This window comes from Intrasporangium sp. (assembly GCF_040414665.1).
Taxonomy (GTDB): domain Bacteria; phylum Actinomycetota; class Actinomycetes; order Actinomycetales; family Dermatophilaceae; genus Intrasporangium.
Window position 1 is genome coordinate 1 of sequence record NZ_JBEDUL010000009.1, and the last position, 18,983, is coordinate 18,983.

General features: G+C 69.8%; 18 protein-coding genes. 13 read left to right on the plus strand and 5 right to left on the minus strand.

Annotated elements, in window-relative coordinates; all coding sequences use genetic code 11:
* The coding region (locus tag ABF401_RS00870; protein ID WP_353507640.1) for a VOC family protein at positions 1 to 367 on the plus strand (367 nt) is incomplete at its 5' end.
* Between the two features lie 17 nt (positions 368 to 384).
* Here the strand turns inward: ABF401_RS00870 and ABF401_RS00875 are convergent.
* Entirely contained in the window at positions 385 to 1,941 is a 1,557-nt protein-coding gene (locus ABF401_RS00875) for an AAA family ATPase (protein WP_353507641.1), read from the minus strand.
* Between the two features lie 109 nt (positions 1,942 to 2,050).
* On the opposite strand from ABF401_RS00875, the gene dcd reads away from it, so the two are divergent.
* The 12 genes from dcd to ABF401_RS00935 all read left to right on the plus strand — a co-directional run bounded on the left by dcd (position 2,051) and on the right by ABF401_RS00935 (position 13,692).
* A complete protein-coding gene (gene dcd / locus ABF401_RS00880) occupies positions 2,051 to 2,629 on the plus strand; it encodes a dCTP deaminase (RefSeq protein ID WP_353507642.1) in 579 nt (192 codons plus the stop codon).
* Between the two features lie 11 nt (positions 2,630 to 2,640).
* Positions 2,641 to 3,342 carry an alpha/beta hydrolase gene (locus ABF401_RS00885; RefSeq protein ID WP_353507643.1) on the plus strand — a complete coding sequence of 234 codons (702 nt, stop codon included), beginning with the start codon at positions 2,641 to 2,643 and terminating at the stop codon, positions 3,340 to 3,342.
* Positions 3,343 to 3,425: 83 nt separating this feature from the next.
* Positions 3,426 to 4,070, plus strand: coding sequence for a DUF2975 domain-containing protein (locus ABF401_RS00890; protein WP_353507644.1), 645 nt, complete (start codon positions 3,426 to 3,428; stop codon positions 4,068 to 4,070).
* On the plus strand, positions 4,070 to 4,309 hold the full coding sequence (locus ABF401_RS00895; protein ID WP_353507645.1) for a helix-turn-helix domain-containing protein: 240 nt from the start codon (positions 4,070 to 4,072) through the stop codon (positions 4,307 to 4,309). The genes ABF401_RS00890 and ABF401_RS00895 overlap by 1 nt, the downstream gene beginning before the upstream one ends.
* A 38-nt stretch (positions 4,310 to 4,347) precedes the next feature.
* Positions 4,348 to 5,538 (plus strand): ABC transporter ATP-binding protein, encoded by a 1,191-nt coding sequence (locus tag ABF401_RS00900; RefSeq protein ID WP_353507646.1) that lies wholly within the window; start codon positions 4,348 to 4,350, stop codon positions 5,536 to 5,538.
* Positions 5,535 to 6,185, plus strand: coding sequence for an ABC transporter permease (locus tag ABF401_RS00905; RefSeq protein WP_353507647.1), 651 nt, complete (start codon positions 5,535 to 5,537; stop codon positions 6,183 to 6,185). Before ABF401_RS00900 ends, ABF401_RS00905 begins: the two co-directional genes overlap by 4 nt.
* The gene (locus ABF401_RS00910) at positions 6,182 to 6,964 is read left to right on the plus strand and encodes an ABC transporter permease (protein WP_353507648.1); all 783 of its coding nucleotides are present in this window, start codon (positions 6,182 to 6,184) and stop codon (positions 6,962 to 6,964) included. The genes ABF401_RS00905 and ABF401_RS00910 overlap by 4 nt, the downstream gene beginning before the upstream one ends.
* 88 nt (positions 6,965 to 7,052) lie before the next feature.
* A complete protein-coding gene (locus tag ABF401_RS00915; protein WP_353507649.1) occupies positions 7,053 to 7,976 on the plus strand; it encodes an ABC transporter substrate-binding protein in 924 nt (307 codons plus the stop codon).
* A gap of 2 nt (positions 7,977 to 7,978) precedes the next feature.
* Entirely contained in the window at positions 7,979 to 8,812 is an 834-nt protein-coding gene (locus tag ABF401_RS00920) for a GNAT family N-acetyltransferase (protein ID WP_353507650.1), read from the plus strand.
* A gap of 116 nt (positions 8,813 to 8,928) precedes the next feature.
* Complete coding sequence (locus tag ABF401_RS00925) at positions 8,929 to 9,693, plus strand: alpha/beta fold hydrolase (RefSeq protein WP_353507651.1); 765 nt, start codon at positions 8,929 to 8,931, stop codon at positions 9,691 to 9,693.
* A 2-nt stretch (positions 9,694 to 9,695) separates the two neighbouring features.
* A complete protein-coding gene (locus ABF401_RS00930; RefSeq protein ID WP_353507652.1) occupies positions 9,696 to 11,030 on the plus strand; it encodes a cytochrome P450 in 1,335 nt (444 codons plus the stop codon).
* A gap of 100 nt (positions 11,031 to 11,130) precedes the next feature.
* On the plus strand, positions 11,131 to 13,692 hold the full coding sequence (locus ABF401_RS00935) for a cation-translocating P-type ATPase (RefSeq protein ID WP_353507657.1): 2,562 nt from the start codon (positions 11,131 to 11,133) through the stop codon (positions 13,690 to 13,692).
* On the opposite strand, the gene ABF401_RS00940 is transcribed toward ABF401_RS00935, so the two are convergent.
* The 4 genes from ABF401_RS00940 to ABF401_RS00955 all read right to left on the minus strand — a co-directional run bounded on the left by ABF401_RS00940 (position 13,689) and on the right by ABF401_RS00955 (position 18,351).
* A complete protein-coding gene (locus ABF401_RS00940; RefSeq protein WP_353507653.1) occupies positions 13,689 to 14,429 on the minus strand; it encodes a hypothetical protein in 741 nt (246 codons plus the stop codon). The two genes, ABF401_RS00935 and ABF401_RS00940, sit on opposite strands and share 4 nt — an antisense overlap.
* Positions 14,430 to 14,543: 114 nt before the next feature.
* On the minus strand, positions 14,544 to 15,314 hold the full coding sequence (locus ABF401_RS00945) for a slipin family protein (RefSeq protein WP_353507654.1): 771 nt from the start codon (positions 15,312 to 15,314) through the stop codon (positions 14,544 to 14,546).
* A 4-nt stretch (positions 15,315 to 15,318) separates the two neighbouring features.
* Positions 15,319 to 16,032, minus strand: coding sequence for a hypothetical protein (locus ABF401_RS00950; protein WP_353507655.1), 714 nt, complete (start codon positions 16,030 to 16,032; stop codon positions 15,319 to 15,321).
* Positions 16,033 to 16,041: 9 nt separating this feature from the next.
* Positions 16,042 to 18,351, minus strand: a complete 2,310-nt coding sequence (locus tag ABF401_RS00955; protein ID WP_353507656.1) for a nitric-oxide reductase large subunit — start codon at positions 18,349 to 18,351, stop codon at positions 16,042 to 16,044.
* Positions 18,352 to 18,983: the final 632 nt, after the last annotated feature.

An 18,983-nucleotide genomic window follows, 5' to 3' on the forward strand; every position in this document is an offset into this window, starting at 1 on the left:
GGGCTTCTATGGCGGGGTATTCGGCTGGGTCTTCGACGACCTCGGTTTCGCGACGATGATCCGCCGGCCCGGTTACGGCGACCATCTGGCTGCCACGTCCGACCCCGGGATCCGCGAGCGGCAGTCGGGTGACTCGGTGCCACCGGGTTTCGCCGACGCGTTCGGGTGGCTGGTTGAGGCCCGAGAGGAACAACCGCACTGGCACGTCACCTTCACCGTCGCCGATCGGGACGAGGCGGCCGCGACTGCCGAACGACTCGGCGCCACGGTGCTCTCCAGCACGGACACCGAGTGGACCCGCGACGCGCAGCTTCGCGATCCACAGGGCGCTGTCCTGACGGTGAGCCAGTACTCGCCATCGCAATAGCGTCAACTCCGGATGGCTCAGGGAGGCGGACGGTGGGCGAACCACCCCCCTCCGCGGCCCCGGTACATGCTGGGCATCGGGCGAGCAAAGGCTGCGCCCCCAGGCCCGGGGAAGCGGCCCGCTCCCATCTCGTCCGCGTCCTCAGGACCCTCCCCGCTCTCGCCCCCGAAGCCCTGCACACCGAGCAGGCTCCGCGTCAGGAGCTCGGAGTCGGAGAGCAGCTCGTCCAATGCTGAAGTGAGGTGCCGGTCGCCAGGTGCCGTCTCCTCGAGGGCGGCCGCCAGCACGGCTCGCCGGACGAGCTCCTTCGCGAAGCTGGCCGTCGTGCCCTCGGCCCGCTCCGCGGCATCCGACAGCGCCGCGTCCTCGAAGAGGTGCCGGCCATACAGCTTCAACAACGCCCGGCGGCCATCGAGGTCCGGCAGCGGGATCTGCGCGGCCAGGTCGACCCGTCCGGGTCGTTGGGCCAGGGCCACCTCGAGGTCCTCGACCCGGTTCGTCGTCAGCAGGAACGCCACGTCGGCATCGGCGTCGAGACCATCAAGCGCGTCGAGCACCTCGAAGAGCAGCGGCTGCGGGCCCATCGTGAGGGACCGGTCCTCCGCGACGAGGTCGACGTCCTCGAGCACAACGATCGCCGGCTGGTGCGCTCGCGCGATCTTCGCCGCGGAATGGATGTGCTGGAGCGCGCCGCCGCTGAGCAGGACCGCGGTCGTGCCGGGGGTGGCGCTGAGCAGATAGCGGACCGTGTGCGTCTTGCCGGTCCCCGGTGGTCCGTAGAGCAGGATCCCGCGCTTGAGGTGCTGCCCATGCTCGCGGAGGCGGTCACGGTGCCGCCCGATGCCGACGACGTGGTGCTCGATCCGGTCGAGCTCGCCCGCAGGCAGGACGACATCGTCGGCGGTCAGCTCAGGACGCTCGATGAAGCTCGCCCCGGCTAGACCCGGACCGTAGGGATCCGAGGCGAGCGTGATGACCTGGCCGCGCATGACGCTCCGCTCGTCCATCAGCTCTCGCAACCGGGCGACAAGCGCCTCGGCCGCGTCCCGTTCCGGCGCGAGCACCTCGAAGATCGCCTTCTCCCGTCCGACGTGGGGATTCCGTCCCATCACGCGCACCGCGACCGGGAGCCCGTCGTAACGGAAGAGCCGGACCCCCGCGGTGATGACCTGTCGGGTGTCCTCGGGTCTCGGACCCGTGTCGAGCCGCAGGTAGTCGACCTGGCCGACCGGGATGCGACCCGGCCCGAATCGACCGGCCTGCAGCAGGTCGCCGAGGGTGAAGTGGTGGCGCATGTCGCCGCCGCCGATCCCGACGAGCCGCGCCTCGGCATCGGGCGCGGCAAGGACCTCCAGCGCGATGTCGGCGTCGACGGCCCGATGCGCCGCGACCTCCTCGGTGACCACCGCGAGCTGCTCGGCCGGCACCCCGAGGTGGTCCGTGAGCACCTGCACGAGCGGCTCCCCACCGTCGTCCTCCGGGCCGAGCTCGACGGCCATCCGCTGGAGCAGATCCTGGAACTGCCGCATGAAGGAACGGACGTCGCCGTCCTCACCACTCCCCTGTGACGTCATGGCCACAACCTAGGCCCACCCGGTGGCCGCGGAAAGGGCTGGAACCAAGCCCAGCGGCATACGGCAATGAAACAACGGCGAGCGGGAGCGAGCGCGGTAGCCTCCCTACGTGCTGCTCTCTGACAAGGACATCAGGGCCGAGGTCGACGGCGGGCGAGTCGTGCTCGACCCGTGGGACCCCGCCATGGTGCAGCCGTCCAGCATCGACGTGCGGCTCGACAAGTTCTTCCGGCTGTTCGACAACCACAAGTACCCCTACATCGACCCGGCCGCAGAGCAGCCCGAGCTGACGCGGCTCGTCGAGGTGGGCGCGGGCGAGGAACGCTTCGTCCTGCACCCGGGGGAGTTCGTCCTCGGGTCGACCCTCGAGACGGTCACCTTGCCGGACGACCTCGCGGCGCGCGTCGAGGGCAAGTCGTCGCTGGGGCGGCTCGGGCTGCTGACGCACGCGACGGCGGGCTTCGTCGACCCCGGCTTCTCGGGGCACGTGACGCTGGAGCTGTCCAACGTCGCGACGCTGCCCATCATGCTCTACCCGGGGATGAAGATCGGGCAGCTGTGCTTCTTCCGCCTCAGCTCTCCTGCCGAAAACCCTTATGGCAGTGGCACGTACGGATCTCACTATCAGGGTCAGCGCGGACCAACCGCGTCCCGCTCGTGGCAGAACTTCCAGCGCACCAAGGTCTGACCGCCGGCCGTATGCCGCTGGCCTCCTTGACGTGGGACGCCCGGCCCGCGCAGGCCGGGGCGGTGGCGCTCGTCCTGCACGGGGGAGCGGTCGACTCGCGCGAGCTCAACCACCCGTGGTCGCCAAACGTCGCGCGACTCGTCCCGTTCGCACGTGCGCTGCGCAGGGTGCCGGGGCCCCTGGCCGTCGCGCGGCTGCGCTTCCGGTACCGGGGGTGGAACGGGCTCGAGGCGTCGCCGGTCGAGGATGCGCGGTGGGCGCTCGCGCAGGTCCGTGCTGCGTACCCGGGCGTCCCGGTCGGCCTCGTCGGCCACTCGATGGGAGGGCGCACCGCCCTGACGGTGTCGGACGACGACGACGTGCGACTGGTTCTCGGCCTGGCACCGTGGATCGAGAAGGGTGACCCGGCTCCCCGGGACGGCCAGAAGACGGTCCTCATCCACGGCGACCGCGATGTCATCACGCCGCTGTCGGCCTCTCGCGGCACGGTCGACGCGATGCTGGCGGCAGGCCAGGACGCCACCCTCATCCGGGTGGCCCGCGGCGACCACGCGATGGTGTTTCGGCCCCGGCTCTGGACGGCGCTCGTCGTCGACATCGTCGCAGCGACCTTCGTGCGTGAGCTCGGCGGCAGCCCCGAGCCCCGGTCCGGGCCGATCGGTGCCGTCGTCGCGCGGGCCGTGCACGGCGGCGGCGGGGTCATCGACATCTGACCCTGGGTTGACGCCATATCGTTTATCGATACTATCGAGAAACGATATGGGCGCCGTGCGAAGCCGCGGCCGGAAGGGGAGCGATGACCAGCGACCGGGCTGAACAGCAGGACCAACGGCCACGACCCGACCGTCGAGACCGGCTGGCCTTCGACCGGTGGGACCACTGGGGGCTGCAGGCGATCCTGTGGGTCGTGGCCGTCGTCGCGGTGGTGAGCGGAGCCATCATTCCGATCGTCGATTGGCTTGCGGCACGGCCGATCACCGCCTCGATCCACACTCAGGTCTCGGTGGCTGGGCTCGCCGACCGCGCCTCCGCGGTCAACCCGGCCTCGGTCGATGTGGTCATCGAGGACCCGACCATGGCCGAGCGCCTCGTGACGGCGGCGCCGGGTCTGCTCACCGGGGCGGCCGTCCTCTGGGTCGTATGGCTCCTCCTGCGACTGTTGGGCGGTCTGCGCGACGGCGACCCCTTCACGACCGAGAACGTCCGGCGCCTCGACATCATTGCGCTGGTCATCGGCATCGGCGCGGCGGTCGTGGCCCTGGTGGGGATGGTCCGCGACGTGGCCGTCAGCAGCGCCGTCCTGCCGGCGGGCACCGACCAGGTGTTCGTCCTGCCGACCCCGGTGATCCCCTGGCTCACGGCGATGCTCGTCGTCGCGGCCATCGCCCAAGCCTTCCGGCATGGCGTGCGGCTGCGTGACGACGTCGACGGGCTGGTGTGATGCCGGCTGTGGACGGCCACCGGGTGGTGTGCCACCTCGACGAGCTGCTTGACCGGCGGGGCATGACCCTGACTGCCCTTGCCGATGCGGTCGGGGTCACAGTGGTCAACCTCAGCATCATGAAGAACCAACGCGCCAAGGCGGTCCGCTTCAGCACGCTGACGGCGATCTGCGACGTCCTGCAGTGCACCCCCGGGGAGCTGTTGACCGTCGAGCCCTACCCCCTTGGAGGGGGTTGACCGCTGGTCCTGTCCGAGCGGCTGGGTACGTTGTCTGCATGATCCGCTTCGACAGCGTGACCAAGACGTACGGCGTGGGCACCGCCGGGGCGACGACCGCGGTCGACAACCTGACGCTCGAGGCGCCGACGGGGCGGATCACGGTGCTCGTCGGACCCTCCGGCTGCGGCAAGACCACGACCCTGCGCATGGTCAACCGCATGATCACGCCGACGTCCGGCACGATCTCCATCAACGGCCGCGACACGGCGGACCTCGACGTCGCCGAGCTGCGCCGGAGCATCGGCTATGTGATCCAGCATGCCGGCCTCTTCCCCCACCGCACCGTCCTCGACAACGTGGCAACCGTGCCGCGTCTGCTCGGCGTGGACAAGCGCACCGCGCGGGCCCGCGCCATGGAGCTCATCGAGCGCGTCGGCCTCGAGCCCGCTCTGGCCAGGCGCTACCCGGCCCAGCTGTCGGGGGGCCAGCAGCAGCGGGTCGGCGTCGCCCGGGCCCTGGCCGCAGACCCGCCCGTCATGCTCATGGACGAGCCCTTCTCCGCCGTCGACCCCGTCGTCCGGGAGCAGCTGCAGAACGAGTTCCTCCGGCTCCAGTCGGAGATCGGCAAGACGATCCTGTTCGTCACCCATGACATCGACGAGGCGATCAAGCTCGGCGACCAGGTGGCCGTGCTCCGGATCGGCGGGGTTCTCGCCCAGCTCGACACGCCCGCCCAGTTGCTCGCCGACCCGATCGACGACTTCGTGGCCGAGTTCGTGGGGCGCGACCGTGGCTATCGGTCGCTGGCGTTCGAGGACGCGCCGAGCCTCAGCCTCACGAAGGAGCCGACGACCCACCTCGGCGCCACTGGCGACGAGGTCCGCGCCGTCGGGCAGACGTGGGTCCTCTGCCTCGGTGACCGGGACGACCCCATCGGGTGGGTCCGGGCCGACGCCGTCACGACGACGGTGGACCGCTCCCTGCTCCACCGGGGCGGCACGGTCGCGCGCTCCGACGGCTCGCTCCGCGCGCTCCTCGACGCTGCCCTCAGCTCGCCCAGCGGGCGCGGCGTCGTTGCAGATCCTGACGGCCGCTTCGTGGGCACCATCCTCGCGTCCCAGGTGGTGCCCGCCATCGAAGCCCGCCACAACCCCAACGGGACGTATGCCGCTGAGCCGGCTGAGCGGCATACGCCTCCTCCCGCTGTGGCGGGGTCGACGACGACCGAGGGGGCCGGCCGCTCGTGACGTGGGCGCTCGACCATCTCGACGAGATCCTCTCGCGCGGCGTTCAGCACGCGTGGCTCGCGGGGATCCCGTTGGTGCTCGGCCTGCTCATCGCGCTGCCGCTGGGCTGGCTCGCGGCGCGTCGGGCCTGGCTGCGGGGACCGCTGCTCAGCGGGACGGGGCTGCTCTACACCATTCCCTCGCTCGCGCTCTTCATCCTGCTGCCCAACATCCTCCACCGCGGCATCCTCGACCCGGTCAACGTCATCGTCGCAATGACGATCTACACCGTTGCGCTGCTGACTCGCACCGTCGCTGATGCCCTCTCGAGCGTCGATCCGTCGACACGAGCAGCGGCCACCGCCATGGGATTCGGCGGCTTCGCGCGGTTCCGCGCGGTCGACCTGCCCCTCGCGGTTCCGGTGCTCGCGGCCGGCCTGCGGGTCGCGGCCGTGAGCAACGTCAGCATCGTCAGCGTCGCCTCGCTCATCGGCGTCAACCAGCTCGGCTACTTCCTCACCGATGGCTACGCGCGCAACTTCGCGACCGAGGTCTGGGTGGGCATCGTCGCGTGCGTGGTGCTCGCCATCCTCTTCGACCTCGCCATCAACGGGATCGCGCACCTGCTCACCCCGTGGGCTCGGGCCGGGGCGGAGGCGGCGACGTGATCGACGACCTCGTGACCTGGCTGACGGACCCCGAGCACTGGTCCGGACCCGACGGCGTGCCGGCCCGGCTCGCAGAGCACCTGCTCTACACCATCGTCACGATCGGGATCGCCCTGGTGATCGCGGTGCCGCTCGGCGCGTGGGTCGGGCACACCGGCCGGGCGCGCTGGCTCGTCACCTGGGCCAACGCCCTGCGCGCGGTGCCCAGTCTCGGACTGCTCTTCGCCATCTCGATGCTCGTCGGACCGCTCATCCAGAGCGATCTCGCCTTCACCATCCCCAGCATCATCGTCCTCGTGCTGCTCGCCATCCCGCCCCTGCTGTCCGGCACGTACGCCGGGGTGGAGAGCGTCGATCCGGCGGCCCGGGACGCCGCTCGTGGCATGGGGATGCGCGGCCCCCAGGTGCTCACCCAGGTCGAGCTGCCGATCGCCATGCCGCTGTTCCTGTCCGGACTGCGCTCGGCGACGCTCCAGGTCATCGCCACCGCGACGATCGCTGCCTCGATCAGCCTTGGGGGGCTCGGGCGCTATCTCATCGACGGGCTCGCCGCCCGCGACCTGCCCCAGATGGTCGCCGGTTCGGTGCTCGTTGCCGCCCTCGCCCTGGTCGCTGATGGACTGCTCGCCCTGCTGCAGCGCTACGCCGTCTCCCCGGGAATCTCGGGGCGCCGCACCCGGGTTGGACCTAGCGACCCTGGACGCCTCGACCTGTCGCGTGCCGGTACCGGCACCGGCCTTGGACCGCCGGGCAACCGCTCGGAGCGCCAACCGGCTTGACCTGCTCGACCCGGCTTGACCTGCTCGACCCGGCTTGACCCCACAAAGGCAGTTGCCTCGTGGCTCACCGAACGGAAAGTATCTGACAATGCTTCGCACGCGAACTCTCCTTGCCGGCCTTCTCGCCGCTGCCGTTCTGCCACTCGCCGGTTGTGGCAGCAGCGAGAACCCACTCGCCACCAACCAGCCCGCGGCCACGAACGGCGGCACCGGGTCCGCGGCCTCGGTGACCATCGGCTCGGCGGACTTCCCCGAGTCCGCTCTCCTCGGCGAGATCTACGCCCAGGCGCTCGAGGCCAAGGGTCTGACGGTCAAGCGCCAGTTCAACATCGGCAACCGCGAGACCTACCTCAAGGCGATCGAAGGCGGGGAGGTCGACCTCCTCCCGGAGTACACCGGCTCGTTGACGAACTTCTTCGACAGCACCGTGACGGCCACCGACCCCGACGAGGTCTACGCGACACTCAAGACCAAGCTGCCGGCCGGGCTCACCGTCCTGGCGAAGTCCGCGGCTGAGGACAAGAACTCCATGGTCGTCACCAAGGAGACGGCAGACGCGTGGTCGCTCAAGGCGATCCCCGACCTCGTCGCGCATCAGGACCAGCTGTCCGTCGCCGCCCCACCCGAGTTCAAGACCCGGCACCAGGGCCTCGTGGGCCTCAAGGAGGTGTACAACCTCGTACCGGCCGAGTTCCGCCCGCTCGCGAGCCAGGCCACCGTGGAGGCGCTCAAGAACGGTCAGGTCAAGGCCGCCAACATCTTCAGCACCGACCCGTCGATCGCGGCCAACGGCTTCGTCGTGCTCGAGGACCCGAAGCTGCTGTTCGGTTCAGACAACGTCGTGCCGCTCGTGCGCGAGGAGGTCGCCAGCTCGGTCCAGGCACCCCTCGACGCCGTGTCCGCGAAGCTTGACACGCCAGCTCTCGCAGACATGGTCAAGCAGGTCGTCGTCGACAAGAAGGACCCGAGCGTCGTCGCCAAGGAGTGGCTGACGTCGGCCGGACTGATCTGATCGTGACGCGGATCGATGACGTGTTCGTCCTGCGACCCAGTCCGGGGGAGGATCGGCAGGCCGTCGAGGCGGTGGTGACGGAAGCGTTCGAGCAGGGTGCCGGCCTCGTGCTGTGGCGGGCGCCGGCCGGTGACTGGGCGGCCCGGCGCACGGCGTGGTCGCTCGGCTTCGCGCTCGCCCCCGGCGTGCATCGCACCGGGTCCGCGGGCGGCGCGGCGCGTGACGAGTGGATCGGCTGGCTCGGCCGTGCGGACGCGCACGAGCCCCGGTCCCGCTGGCTCGAGCCCGTCGTCCTCGACGGCGAGCGCTTTCGCCTGCGGCCGTGGCGGCAGAGCGATGCAACCCGACTCGTCGAGACCGCGAGCGACCCGGTATTCCAGCGGATGATGCCTCACTCGCCGCTGCCGCGGGCAACCCAGGACGTGCCCGCCTACCTCCAGCGAGTGCGACTCTCGGAGGCGAATGGGGTCCGCGTCGCATGGTGTGTTGCCGACCTGGAGACCGACGTCGCCCTGGGCAATGTCGCCCTCTTCGAGTTCGACACCGACGAGCCGGACGGCACCGCCCAGGTCGGCTACTGGGCCCACCCCGAGGGCCGCGGGCACGGTGTCATGGCGGCCGCGGTCGATGCGGTCTCCACCTGGTCGATGGGCAGCCAGGATGGCGGTGGGCTCGGCCTGCGGCGGTTGTTCCTGCTCACTGCGCAGAGCAACATCGCCTCGCAGCGGCTCGCCGAGCGGGCTGGCTTCGTCCGTGTCGGCACCGAGCGGGCGAGCGCCGAGACGGCGGACGGCGGGTGGGAGGACAACGCCCTCTACGACCGCCTTCGCCCCTGACATCGGGGCGCGGACTGCACACTCGACGTCGGGGCGGGAGGAGCGCAACCCCAGCGGGCCTGCGCGACTAGGCTCAGCGGCATACGACAGCTGTTGTCCGAGCTCAAAGGAGAGTCATGTCGATCGCTCACCGCACCGTCGGTTCCGGCCCGCGCACTGTGTTCGTCACCCACGGGTGGTTCGGCTCGTCCGACGGGTGGGGCACCTTCCCGGACTACCTCGACGGCGACGCCTTCACCTGGGTCTTCACCGACATCCGTGGCTACGGGCAGCGCAAGGACGAGCAGGGCGACCAGTCTCTCGAGGAGTCTGCTGGTGACATCATCGCCCTCGCCGACGAGCTTGGTGCCGAGCGCTTCTCCGTCGTCGGTCACTCCATGGGCGGGGCCGTGATCCAGAAGGTGCTGGCCATGGCTCCCGATCGGGTCGAGGCGCTCGTCGGGGTGTGCCCCGTCAGCTCGACGCCGACGCCGTTCGACGAGGCCGGGCGCGAGCTCTTCTGGGGCGCCGCAGAGGACCGCGACAAGCGCTACGCCATCATCGACTTCACGACGGGCAACCGGAACACTCCCGGCTTCGTGAACTCGGTCACCGACTGGTCGCTCGAGCACTCCACCAAGGACGCCTTCGCCAACGTCCTCGACGCCTGGGCCAAGCCCGACTTCGCCGAGGACGTCAAGGGCAAGGAGATCCCCGTCCTGGTCCTGGCCGGCGAGCACGACCCGGCGCTCGGCAAGGAGACCTGCGAGCAGACCTGGATGCAGCTCTTCCCCAAGGTCCGGCTCGAGGTGGTCGCGAACGCCGGCCACTACCCGATGTTCGAGGCGCCGGTGAACCTCGCGACCCGCATCAACAACTTCCTCAAGGAGACCGGCAACTGACCATGCCTGGCACGGTCGAGGCCACTCGGCTGCTGCACGACCCGTCGACCTACGTCGACGGGGTGCCATATGACGTGCTCGCCGAGCTGCGTCGGGAGCACGGCGCGGTGCGCGTCGAGGAGCCCGAGCAGCTCGGCTGGCCCGAGGGACCGGGCTACTGGCTCGTCCTTCGACACACGGACGTGGTGCGGGTGCTGCGCGACCCGAAGACGTTCTCCTCGTGGGTGGGCGGCACTCAGATCAGGGACCCCGCCACCCCGGCGGACCTCGCCTACGTGCGCCGCATGATGCTCAACATGGACCCGCCAGAGCACTCGCGGCTGCGGCGGATGCTGGCCAGGTCCTTCACCCCCAGGGCGATCGGGCTCCTTGAGTCGCAGATCGCAGGTCATGCCAAGGGGGTCGTCGACCGGATGCTCGCCGGGCCGCGGGAGTGCGACTTCGCCAAGGACGTGGCCGCCGATCTGCCGCTGCTCGCGCTCGCGGACATCCTCGGCGTGCCGTCGGAGGACCGTTGGCTCATGTTCGACTGGTCCAACCGGGTGATCGGCTGGCAGGACCCCGACTACGCCTCGAGCGCGGCCTTTACCGGAGACGGCGGGTCGGATCTCGCCGCGGCCGCGCTGGCGGTCCGGCCGTCTGCCGGGCCGGACGGTCGGATGCCTGATCCGCGGAGCCGCGCCGGGATGCCTGATCTCTACCTGTATGCCGCTGGGCTCGGTGAGCGCAAACGTGCCGATCCGGGTGACGACGTCATGTCGATCCTCATGGCCCAACGCGACGATGCGGCCGGTGGCGACGGGCACGTTTCCATCGAGGAGTTCGAGAACTTGTTCTGGCTCTTCGCCGTGGCCGGCAACGAGACGCTCCGCAACGGTTTGCCCGGCGCGATGATCGCGCTGCTCGATCATCCGGGTGCACAGCGGACGCTCCGCGAGGATCCGTCGCGAATCGCCGCTGTGGTGGACGAGCTGCTGCGGTGGTGGACGCCCGTGATGACGTTTCGCCGCACGGCGACAGCGGACGTCGACGTGGCGGGGCAGCGCATCGCGGCGGGTGACAAGGTGGTCGTCTCCTTTGCGTCCGCCAACCGTGACGAGTCGGTGTTCGCCGACCCGGATCGTTTCGACGTCGACCGCAACGCCAAGGCGCATCTCGCCTTCGGGCACGGGCCGCACTTCTGCCTGGGGGCCCATCTGGCGCGCGTGCAGATGACGGCGCTGTTCACCGAGGTGCTCGGCAGGACGTCGTCGATCGATGCCGCGGGGGACCCGGCCTACCTGCGGTCGAACTTCCAGCGAGGAGTGAAGCGGCTGCCGATCCGCTGGACCGCCTGAGTCCCTGCCGCCCACGGTCGCCGGGTCGGGACCATTGGCCCGTGCCGGTCATGCCGGCACGCGGTCAGGCTGGCACGGAGGGGTCGATGTGCACCGGACCGTGAACGGCTTGAGCGCAGGAGAGGCTGCCGCACGCCTGGCCGCGGACGGACCGAACCTGCTGCCCCAGCCCCGGCGGCGGTCCTTGGTGCGACGACTGATGGGCGAGCTGGTCCACTTCTTCGCTCTCATGCTCTGGGTGGCCGGAGGGCTCGCACTGGTCGCCGGTATGCCCCAGCTGGGGATCGCCATCATCGCCGTCATCCTCATCAACGCGGTCTTCGCTCTTGCTCAGGAGGCTCGCGCCGACCGTGCGGCCGCCAAGCTGCATTCGATGTTGCCGACGCGTGTGACCGTCCGACGTGACGGCCGACGCCAGATCGTCGACGCGGCCGAGATCGTCGTCGACGACGTCCTCCTGCTCGAGAGCGGCGACCGGGTGCCGGCGGATGCGGAGCTCGCCGTGGGCAACCGGCTCCTCATGGACACGTCGATGCTCACCGGGGAGAGCGTCGCCAGCCCCGTCGAGGACGGCGGGCGCCTCTATGCAGGCACCTTCCTCGTGGAAGGGGAGGCCAGGGCCATCGTGGTCGCAACCGGATCCCGGACGCGGCTGGCCGAGATCGCGCGCCTCACGACCGCCAGTCCGAAGCCGGTCACCCCACTCACGCGTGGCCTCCAGCAGGTCGTCCGCATCATCGCCGCCATCGCCCTGGGGGTCGGCGTTCTCTTCCTCGCCATCTCCCTGCTCGTCGGTCGGCCCGTCGAGGACGGGTTCATCTTCGCCATCGGCGTCACCGTCGCCCTCGTCCCCGAGGCGCTGCTCCCGACCGTCACCCTCTCGCTCGCGTGGGGTGCCGAGCAGATGGCCAAGCGGCAGATCCTGGTCCGGAACCTCCAGTCCGTCGAGACGCTGGGCTCGACGACCTTCATCTGCACGGACAAGACCGGGACGCTGACGCGCAACGAGATGGCGGTGGTGCAGGCGTGGACCCCCAGCGGCACCATGTCGGTGACCGGGGTCGGCTACGAACCCGAGGCGCAGATCTCCACGTGGCCGACCTCCCCGGACGCATGCGAGAGGGCCCGTGATCTCGCCGTTGCGGCCATGCGGTGCTCGACCGGATACGCAGTGCAGACGGGAGCTGGCTGGCACCCCCATGGTGACCCCACCGAGGTGGCCCTCGACGTCTTCGCACGGCGGCTCGGCGTCGACACGGACGCCGACCGGCGGGGCCACCGGGCCCAGCTGCGTTTTCCGTTCGACCCCCGAACCCGCCGGATGGCTGTCGTCATCGACGGGACCGCCGTCGTGAAGGGCGCTCCGGACAGCGTCCTCCCGCTCTGCGTCGCCCCGGGTGACGACGCGACGCGAGTGGCAGAGGACCTGAGCCGCACGGGCCTCCGTGTTCTCGCGGTGGCGACTGGGACTCCGGGACGCCGGCCCAGCACGCTCGAGGAGGTGGAACGGAGCCTTCATCTGGTCGGGATCGTGGGACTGGAGGATCCCCCGCGCGCAGATGTCGGAGCGTCCCTGACCGCCTGCAGGAAGGCCGGCATCAAGGTGGCCATGGTCACCGGCGACCACCCCGGGACGGCCTCCGCCATCGCCGATGCCGTCGGGCTGCGCCACCACGAGTCCCCGGTCCTCGTCGGGGCGCAGCTGCCGTCCGACGACGGCGTGCTCGCATCCACCGTGGACCACGACGGACTCGTCGTGGCGCGGGTCTCGCCCGAGGACAAGCTGCGAATCGCCCGGGCGCTGCGGTCGCACGGGCACGTGGTCGCGATGACAGGGGATGGTGTCAACGATGCCCCAGCCCTGCACGAGGCGGACATCGGTGTGGCCATGGGCCGGGCGGGCACGGATGTCGCGCGCGAGGCAGCGGACCTCGTCCTGCTCGACGACGCCTTCTCGAGCATCGTCTCCGGGGTCGAGCAGGGTCGCGCCACCTTCGTCAACGTCCGCCGGTTCCTCACCTACCACCTGACCGACAACGTGGCGGAACTGACGCCCTTCGTCGTCTGGGCCCTGTCCGGCGGACAGTTCCCGCTCGCGCTGGGTGTCCTCCAGATCCTGGCCATCGACCTCGGGACCGACACCCTCTCTGCGGTGTCGCTGGGCGCGGAGCCTCCCGCCAAGCACCTTCTCGAGAGACCACCGGTTCAGGGACGGCTGCTCAACGGCACCGTCCTGCGCCGGGCATTCGGCGTGCTTGGTCCGCTCATCGCCACGCTGATGATGGTCGCCTTCCTCGTCTCGCTCACCGCCACGGGCTGGTCCCCGGGGGAGCCGTTCCCCTCAGGGGACGCGCTTCGGGCAGCGTCGGGGGCCGCGTTCATGACGGTCATCTTCGGGCAGAAGGCCAACGCGTTCGCCTGCCGGAGCTCCACGGTGTGGCCGGGACAGCTCGGCTGGACCACGAACCGGCTGCTCCTCCCGGCCGGCGCGACGGAACTGCTCTTCGCCTTCGTCGTCCTCTTCGTCCCTCCGGTCGCCCTCGTGCTCGGGCAGGCGAGTCCGCCGCCCGCCGGCTGGGCGGTGGCGCTGCTGTCTGCGCCGCTGGTCCTCCTGGTCGACTGGCTCTACAAGCGGGCCAGGACCCGGCGCCAGACCGGTTAGCGGCTGGTGGCCCGGGGAACGTCCGATGTCGAAGGCGCGCCCTCGTCCGTCTCGGCCGGGGCGGGGGCGGAGGTGGTCGACTCGGTGCTCGCCTTGATCGCCTTGGTCTCATCGATGCTGGCCCGCAGGAGCGAGACGAGCTCTGCGGAGGGGTCATCGACGCAGGCCCGGGCGATGCCGTTGACGGCGAGCGAGACGACCTTGGCCGCGGCGTCGGCGCGCAGGTCCCGGGTGCCGACGCGGCGCACGAAGTCCCTGGCCCACTTCTCGGCGCCGGGCACGTGGGCGAGCGCGCTCTTGGCCTCGTCACTGAGCACGTTGGCGTCGCGGCCGTCGATGTCGTTGAGGTGGCGCTCCGCGCCCATGACGGCGAGCGCCATGACGTTCTGCCGCTCGGCCGACGCGATCGGGAGGGCGGCGAGGGCCGCGCGACGCATCAGGGCCGGCGCGACCCGCCGGTCGTCCGGGTTCAGCCCGACGACCTCGGGGATCATCATGGCCAGCTCCTGCCGACGGACGTCGCCGAGGGCGTCGTTGACGCACCTGGCCAGCGAGGCGAGGACGGGGTGGGTGCACTTCGGGTGGTCACTCCACCGCTCGCCGGCCAGGTAGGAGGCCATCTCCATGAAGCAGGCACCCTTGCGAGGGTTGCGATGACGTCCGCGGGAGAGGACCGGTACCCCGTCCGGGATGACGTCGAGCGGCTGGGCTGTCGTGGTGGCGGATCGACCGAACATGTTTGCTCCCTGTGTACGGTGCGCTGACCTCTACCCAATATGCGCGCCCTGACCCCTGCCTGACCAGCCCTTCAGCACATTCGGCTCCCTGGCGTCGCAGCCGGAAGCAGCGCCTCAGTCCGCGTCAGGCGGTGCCAGCCGCTTCAACAACGGGCCGACGATGTCCATCGGGAGCGGGAACACCACCGTGGAGTTCTGGTCGGCGCCGAGCTCCAACAGGGTCTGCAGGTAGCGCAGCTGGAGCGACGCGGGGCTCTGCGACAGCATGTCGGCGGCCTGCTTCAGCTCGCCCGAGGCCTGCAGCTCGCCCCGGGCGTTGATCACCTTCGCCCGGCGCTCGCGCTCCGCCTCGGCCTCCCGGGCCATGGCCCGCTGCATCTGCTCGGGGATCTCCACGTCCTTGATCTCCACGACGGACACGTCGACGCCCCAGGGCTTGGTCTGCAGCTCGATGATCTCCCGCAGGTCGTGGTTGAGGTCCTCGCGGTGGGCGAGCAGTGTGTCGAGGTCGGCCCGACCCAGGACGGACCGCAGCGTCGTCTGTGCGATCTGCGACGTCGCCACGGCATAGTTCTCGACCTGCATGACGGCGGCCTCCGGGTCGACGACGTTGAACAGGACGACGGCGTTGACCCGCGCCGGCACATTGTCCTTGGTGATGACCTCTTGAGGCGGAATGGTCAGGGTGACGACGCGCAGGTCGACGCGCTCGAGCCGGAAGAGCCCGGGGACGAGCAGGTGCAGCCCCGGCTGGTAGATCGGCCTCAGCTTGCCGACGCGGAAGACGACGCCGCGCTCGTACTGGTGGATGATCCGGACCGACGTCGCCACGATGGCGGCGACGACGATGAGGGCTGCGAGGACAGGGGCAATCCAGCCGGGCATGGGCTCACTTCCGCGTCGTGCGTTTGGACAGGGTGGTGGGGTTGGGCAGGTCGACCCGGCGCCGGTCGCTGGCCCAGCGGGTCTGGTAACGGTCGAGAACCTGGTCGAGCGACGGCTCGCCCGTCGGCTGACCGACATCTGGCGGAGCGGCATCGTCCGCGCCGGGGGCATCGCTCGAGGCGTCACGTCGCAGGTGTTCGGGGAAGTTGCTCGGCGTCTGCCACAGGTGCTTCGCGAGGGGCACGCCGGCGATGAGGCCCACGATGATCGCGGCGGTGAGGACGATGACGTCGACCGCGCCGTGGGCCCCGAGGAGCATCGCCGTCGGCATGAATACCGCGACGGCCGCCACGGCCAGGGCGATCCCGCGATGGAACCGCCCGGCCTCGGAGTAGGGCCATGGGTCGACCTGCCGGGTCAGCTCCCGTGGGCCCGGCGTCGGCGAGCACTCGGCCTTGGCGGGGCAGCGGCCGCAGATCGCATGCTGCCCCTGGTAGCGGATCACCCGCTTGTCCGGGTCGAACGAGGCCGGCCACAGCCACTGGTCCTCGTGGCATTGCCACGCGTCCTGGTCCGCGTGGTAGACGAAGTTGCCCGTCCGCCACCGTGCCGCTCGCTCCGCCGACCGCGCCCCCATCCGGTCGAACAGCCACGCGATGACCAGGAGCACGGCGGTGTAACCGCTGACGAGCAGCACGGTGACGGATGGGCCACGCATGGCGGCCTCCTACTTCTTCTCGGCCGGCTCGAGCTCGACGAACAGCACGTCCTGGGGCAGCTCGTCGACGACCTTCCCCTGTCGATGGTGCCGCAGGCCGAGCCAGGTCATCCAGAGGAAGGGCAGCACACCGCCGATGATGAAGATGAGGTCGCCGGGCATCCGACCCCACTCCAGCAGCGCATTCGTCGTGTTCGTGATGAACGCCAGTTCCCGCGCCTCGTAGTAGCCCTGTCCGACCGAGTGATAGAGCTGCAGGACGCCGAGCGGCAAAAGCGTCGCGAAGACCATCCAGGCGAGCCCGATGTTGAGGCTCCAGAAGGACACCTTGGCCCACTTCTCCGGCCACTTGTCCGGAGGGATGAGGTAGCGCAACGCGAACATGGCCAGGCCGACGGCGAGCATCCCGTAGACGCCCATCATCGCCGCGTGGCCGTGGTTGGCCGTCAGTGCCGTGCCGATCTCGTAGTAGCTGACGATGGGCAGGTTGATGAGGAACCCGAAGACACCGGCGCCGAGGAAGTTCCAGAACCCGACGGCCACGAGGAACATGACGGCCCAGCGGTGCGGGAACGGTGCCGAGGTCTTCGCCTCCTGCCGGGCGCCGAGCTGCATGAACGCCCACGCCTCGACGGTCAGGAAGGTCAGCGGGATGACCTCGGCAGCGGAGAAGAACGCGCCGAGGGCCATGTGCTCGACCGGCGTCCCCGAGAAGTAGAGGTGGTGCATCGTCCCGATGACGCCGCCCATCGAGTACAGGATGATGTCGAGGAAGATGATGCCGAGCGCGATCCTCTCCCGGACGACGCCGAGCATGACGAAGATGTAGGCGACCATGACGGTCGTGAACAGCTCGAGGAAGTCCTCGACCCAGAGGTGCACCACCCAGAAGCGCCAGAACTCGGCGACCGACAGGTGTGTCTCGGTCGTGGCGAGCAGGCCGACCGCGTAGAAAGCCGGGATCGCGAGGGCAGAGAAGAAGAAGAGCCACGGCATGTTGCCCTTCGACTCGCCACGCAGCCGCGAGCGGATTCCCCTGAAGATCATGACGATCCAGAGGACCATGCCGACGGTGAGGAGGATCTGGAAGACGCGCGGCAGGTCGAGGTACTCCCACTGCTGGGCGAACAGCGGACCGTCGGCCCACTCCACACCGTGGATCGACAGCGCCTCGGCGATGAGCGAGCCGAAGACGACGACGGCGAGGGCACCGAGCAGGGCATAGGCGATCTTGTGCTGCCCCTTCGGCTCACGGCCGGAGATGAGCGGGGTCAGGAAGATCCCCGCTGCGAGGAAGCCTGCTGCGGTCCAGAACAGGGACAGCTGGACGTGCCAGGTCCGGGCCAGGTTGTAGGGCAGCAGCTGTGCCAGGTCGAAGCCGAAGAACGAGAGGATGTCGGCACGGTAGTGCTCGGCGGCGGCGCCGACGAGGGTCTGGATCAGGAAGAGCAACGCGATGACGAAGAAGAACCAGGCCGTCGCGCGCTGCGCCAGCGTGAGTCCGACCGTCCCCGGCTGGCGGAAGGCGATCGCCGGCGCCTCCTCGGAGTGCCAGCCGATCTTGCGGCTCCAGCGCCCGTAGACGGCGAAGAGGATGCCGGTGCCACCAATGAGCGCGATGAGAGAGAGGCCCGACCAGACGAGGAGGTCTGCGGTGGGCCCGTTCTCGACGCGCGGCTCCATCGGCCAGTTGTTCGTGTAGGAGTAGTCGAAGCCGGGTCGCTCGGCGGCCGAGGCCCACGCCGTCCACGCGAAGAACGCCGTGATCTGGTGAATCTGGTTGGGGTCAGTGATGAGGCGGGGCTTGAGGCCGTATCGCGTCGACGACTCCCCGAACAAGTCCGCGTAGTAGAGCTTCGCGTTCTCGAAGGCGCCGACCTGGTTGTCGGTGAAGGTGAGCACACCGGTGGACTCGTCGTAGCGGTTGGTCCGCCATTCCTCGACGTTGCGCGTCTTGGGATCCTGCACGCCGCTGTCGCGGATCTGGTGCTCGGTGAAATCTGCGGCGTGGCGGAGGTATTCGGCCGTGAAGTCCGGGCCGAGGTAGCCGCCGTGGCCCATGATCGAGCCGTACTGCATGAGGCCGCGAGCCTGGAACAGGGCCTGGCCCGCGGTGATGTCGTCGGTGGTGAAGACCGTCTGGCCGGCTTGGGAGACGACTCGCTCCGGCTGCGGCATCGAGGCCGTGTACGTCCGGTACGTCAGGAAGCCCATGACGAAGAAACTGAAGAGCATGACGAGGGCGACGCCCTGGACCCAGCCCTTCCCTACCAGCATCTGACGTTGCGAGGTGTCCTTCTGGCTCGGCGTAGCTACCATCGCTGCTCCTGGCGAGTGATTTATACGGGATGTACCAGTGAAAAGCAGGGGAACTCTAGCAGTGCCTCCGGACCGTACTCCCGTTGCCAGCGACCCGCGATTTCAACGCGCGGTCCAGCACCGTCGAGTGTGCAGTCCGCGCCGCTCGAGCCGGGGCGTCAACTGCTCACTCGAGCAGGGGGCGGGTGGGCCGCACGGTCGACTGTGCACTCCTCGCCGCTCGAGTCGGGGCGTCAACTGCTCACTCGAGCAGGGGGCGCGCGGTCCAGCACCGTCGAGTGTGCAGGCCGCGCCGCTCAAGCCCGGGGCGTATGCCGCTGAGCTGCCTTCCAGCCCACGGTCGCCTCCCGCTCCCCCGGCCCTCCGACTATCGCGCCAGGGCCCGATCGTCGGCGGGCATGGAGCCCGAGGAGCGCGACAACCGGGCCCCGGTCCGATTGTCGGAGGACGCAACTGACCTGCACGCCGCGGCCTGTTCTCGATCACGGTCGGGCTGGTTGGGCACCCCCGCATGATCGAGAGAACAGCTTTCAGGCCGGCTGTCCCCGATTCTTGTTCACTCGATCGGTGGGCACGAGTCGGCTGGGATCAGGTGGCGGGCTGGGGCGTCGGGACGTCGGGCACGGCGTCGG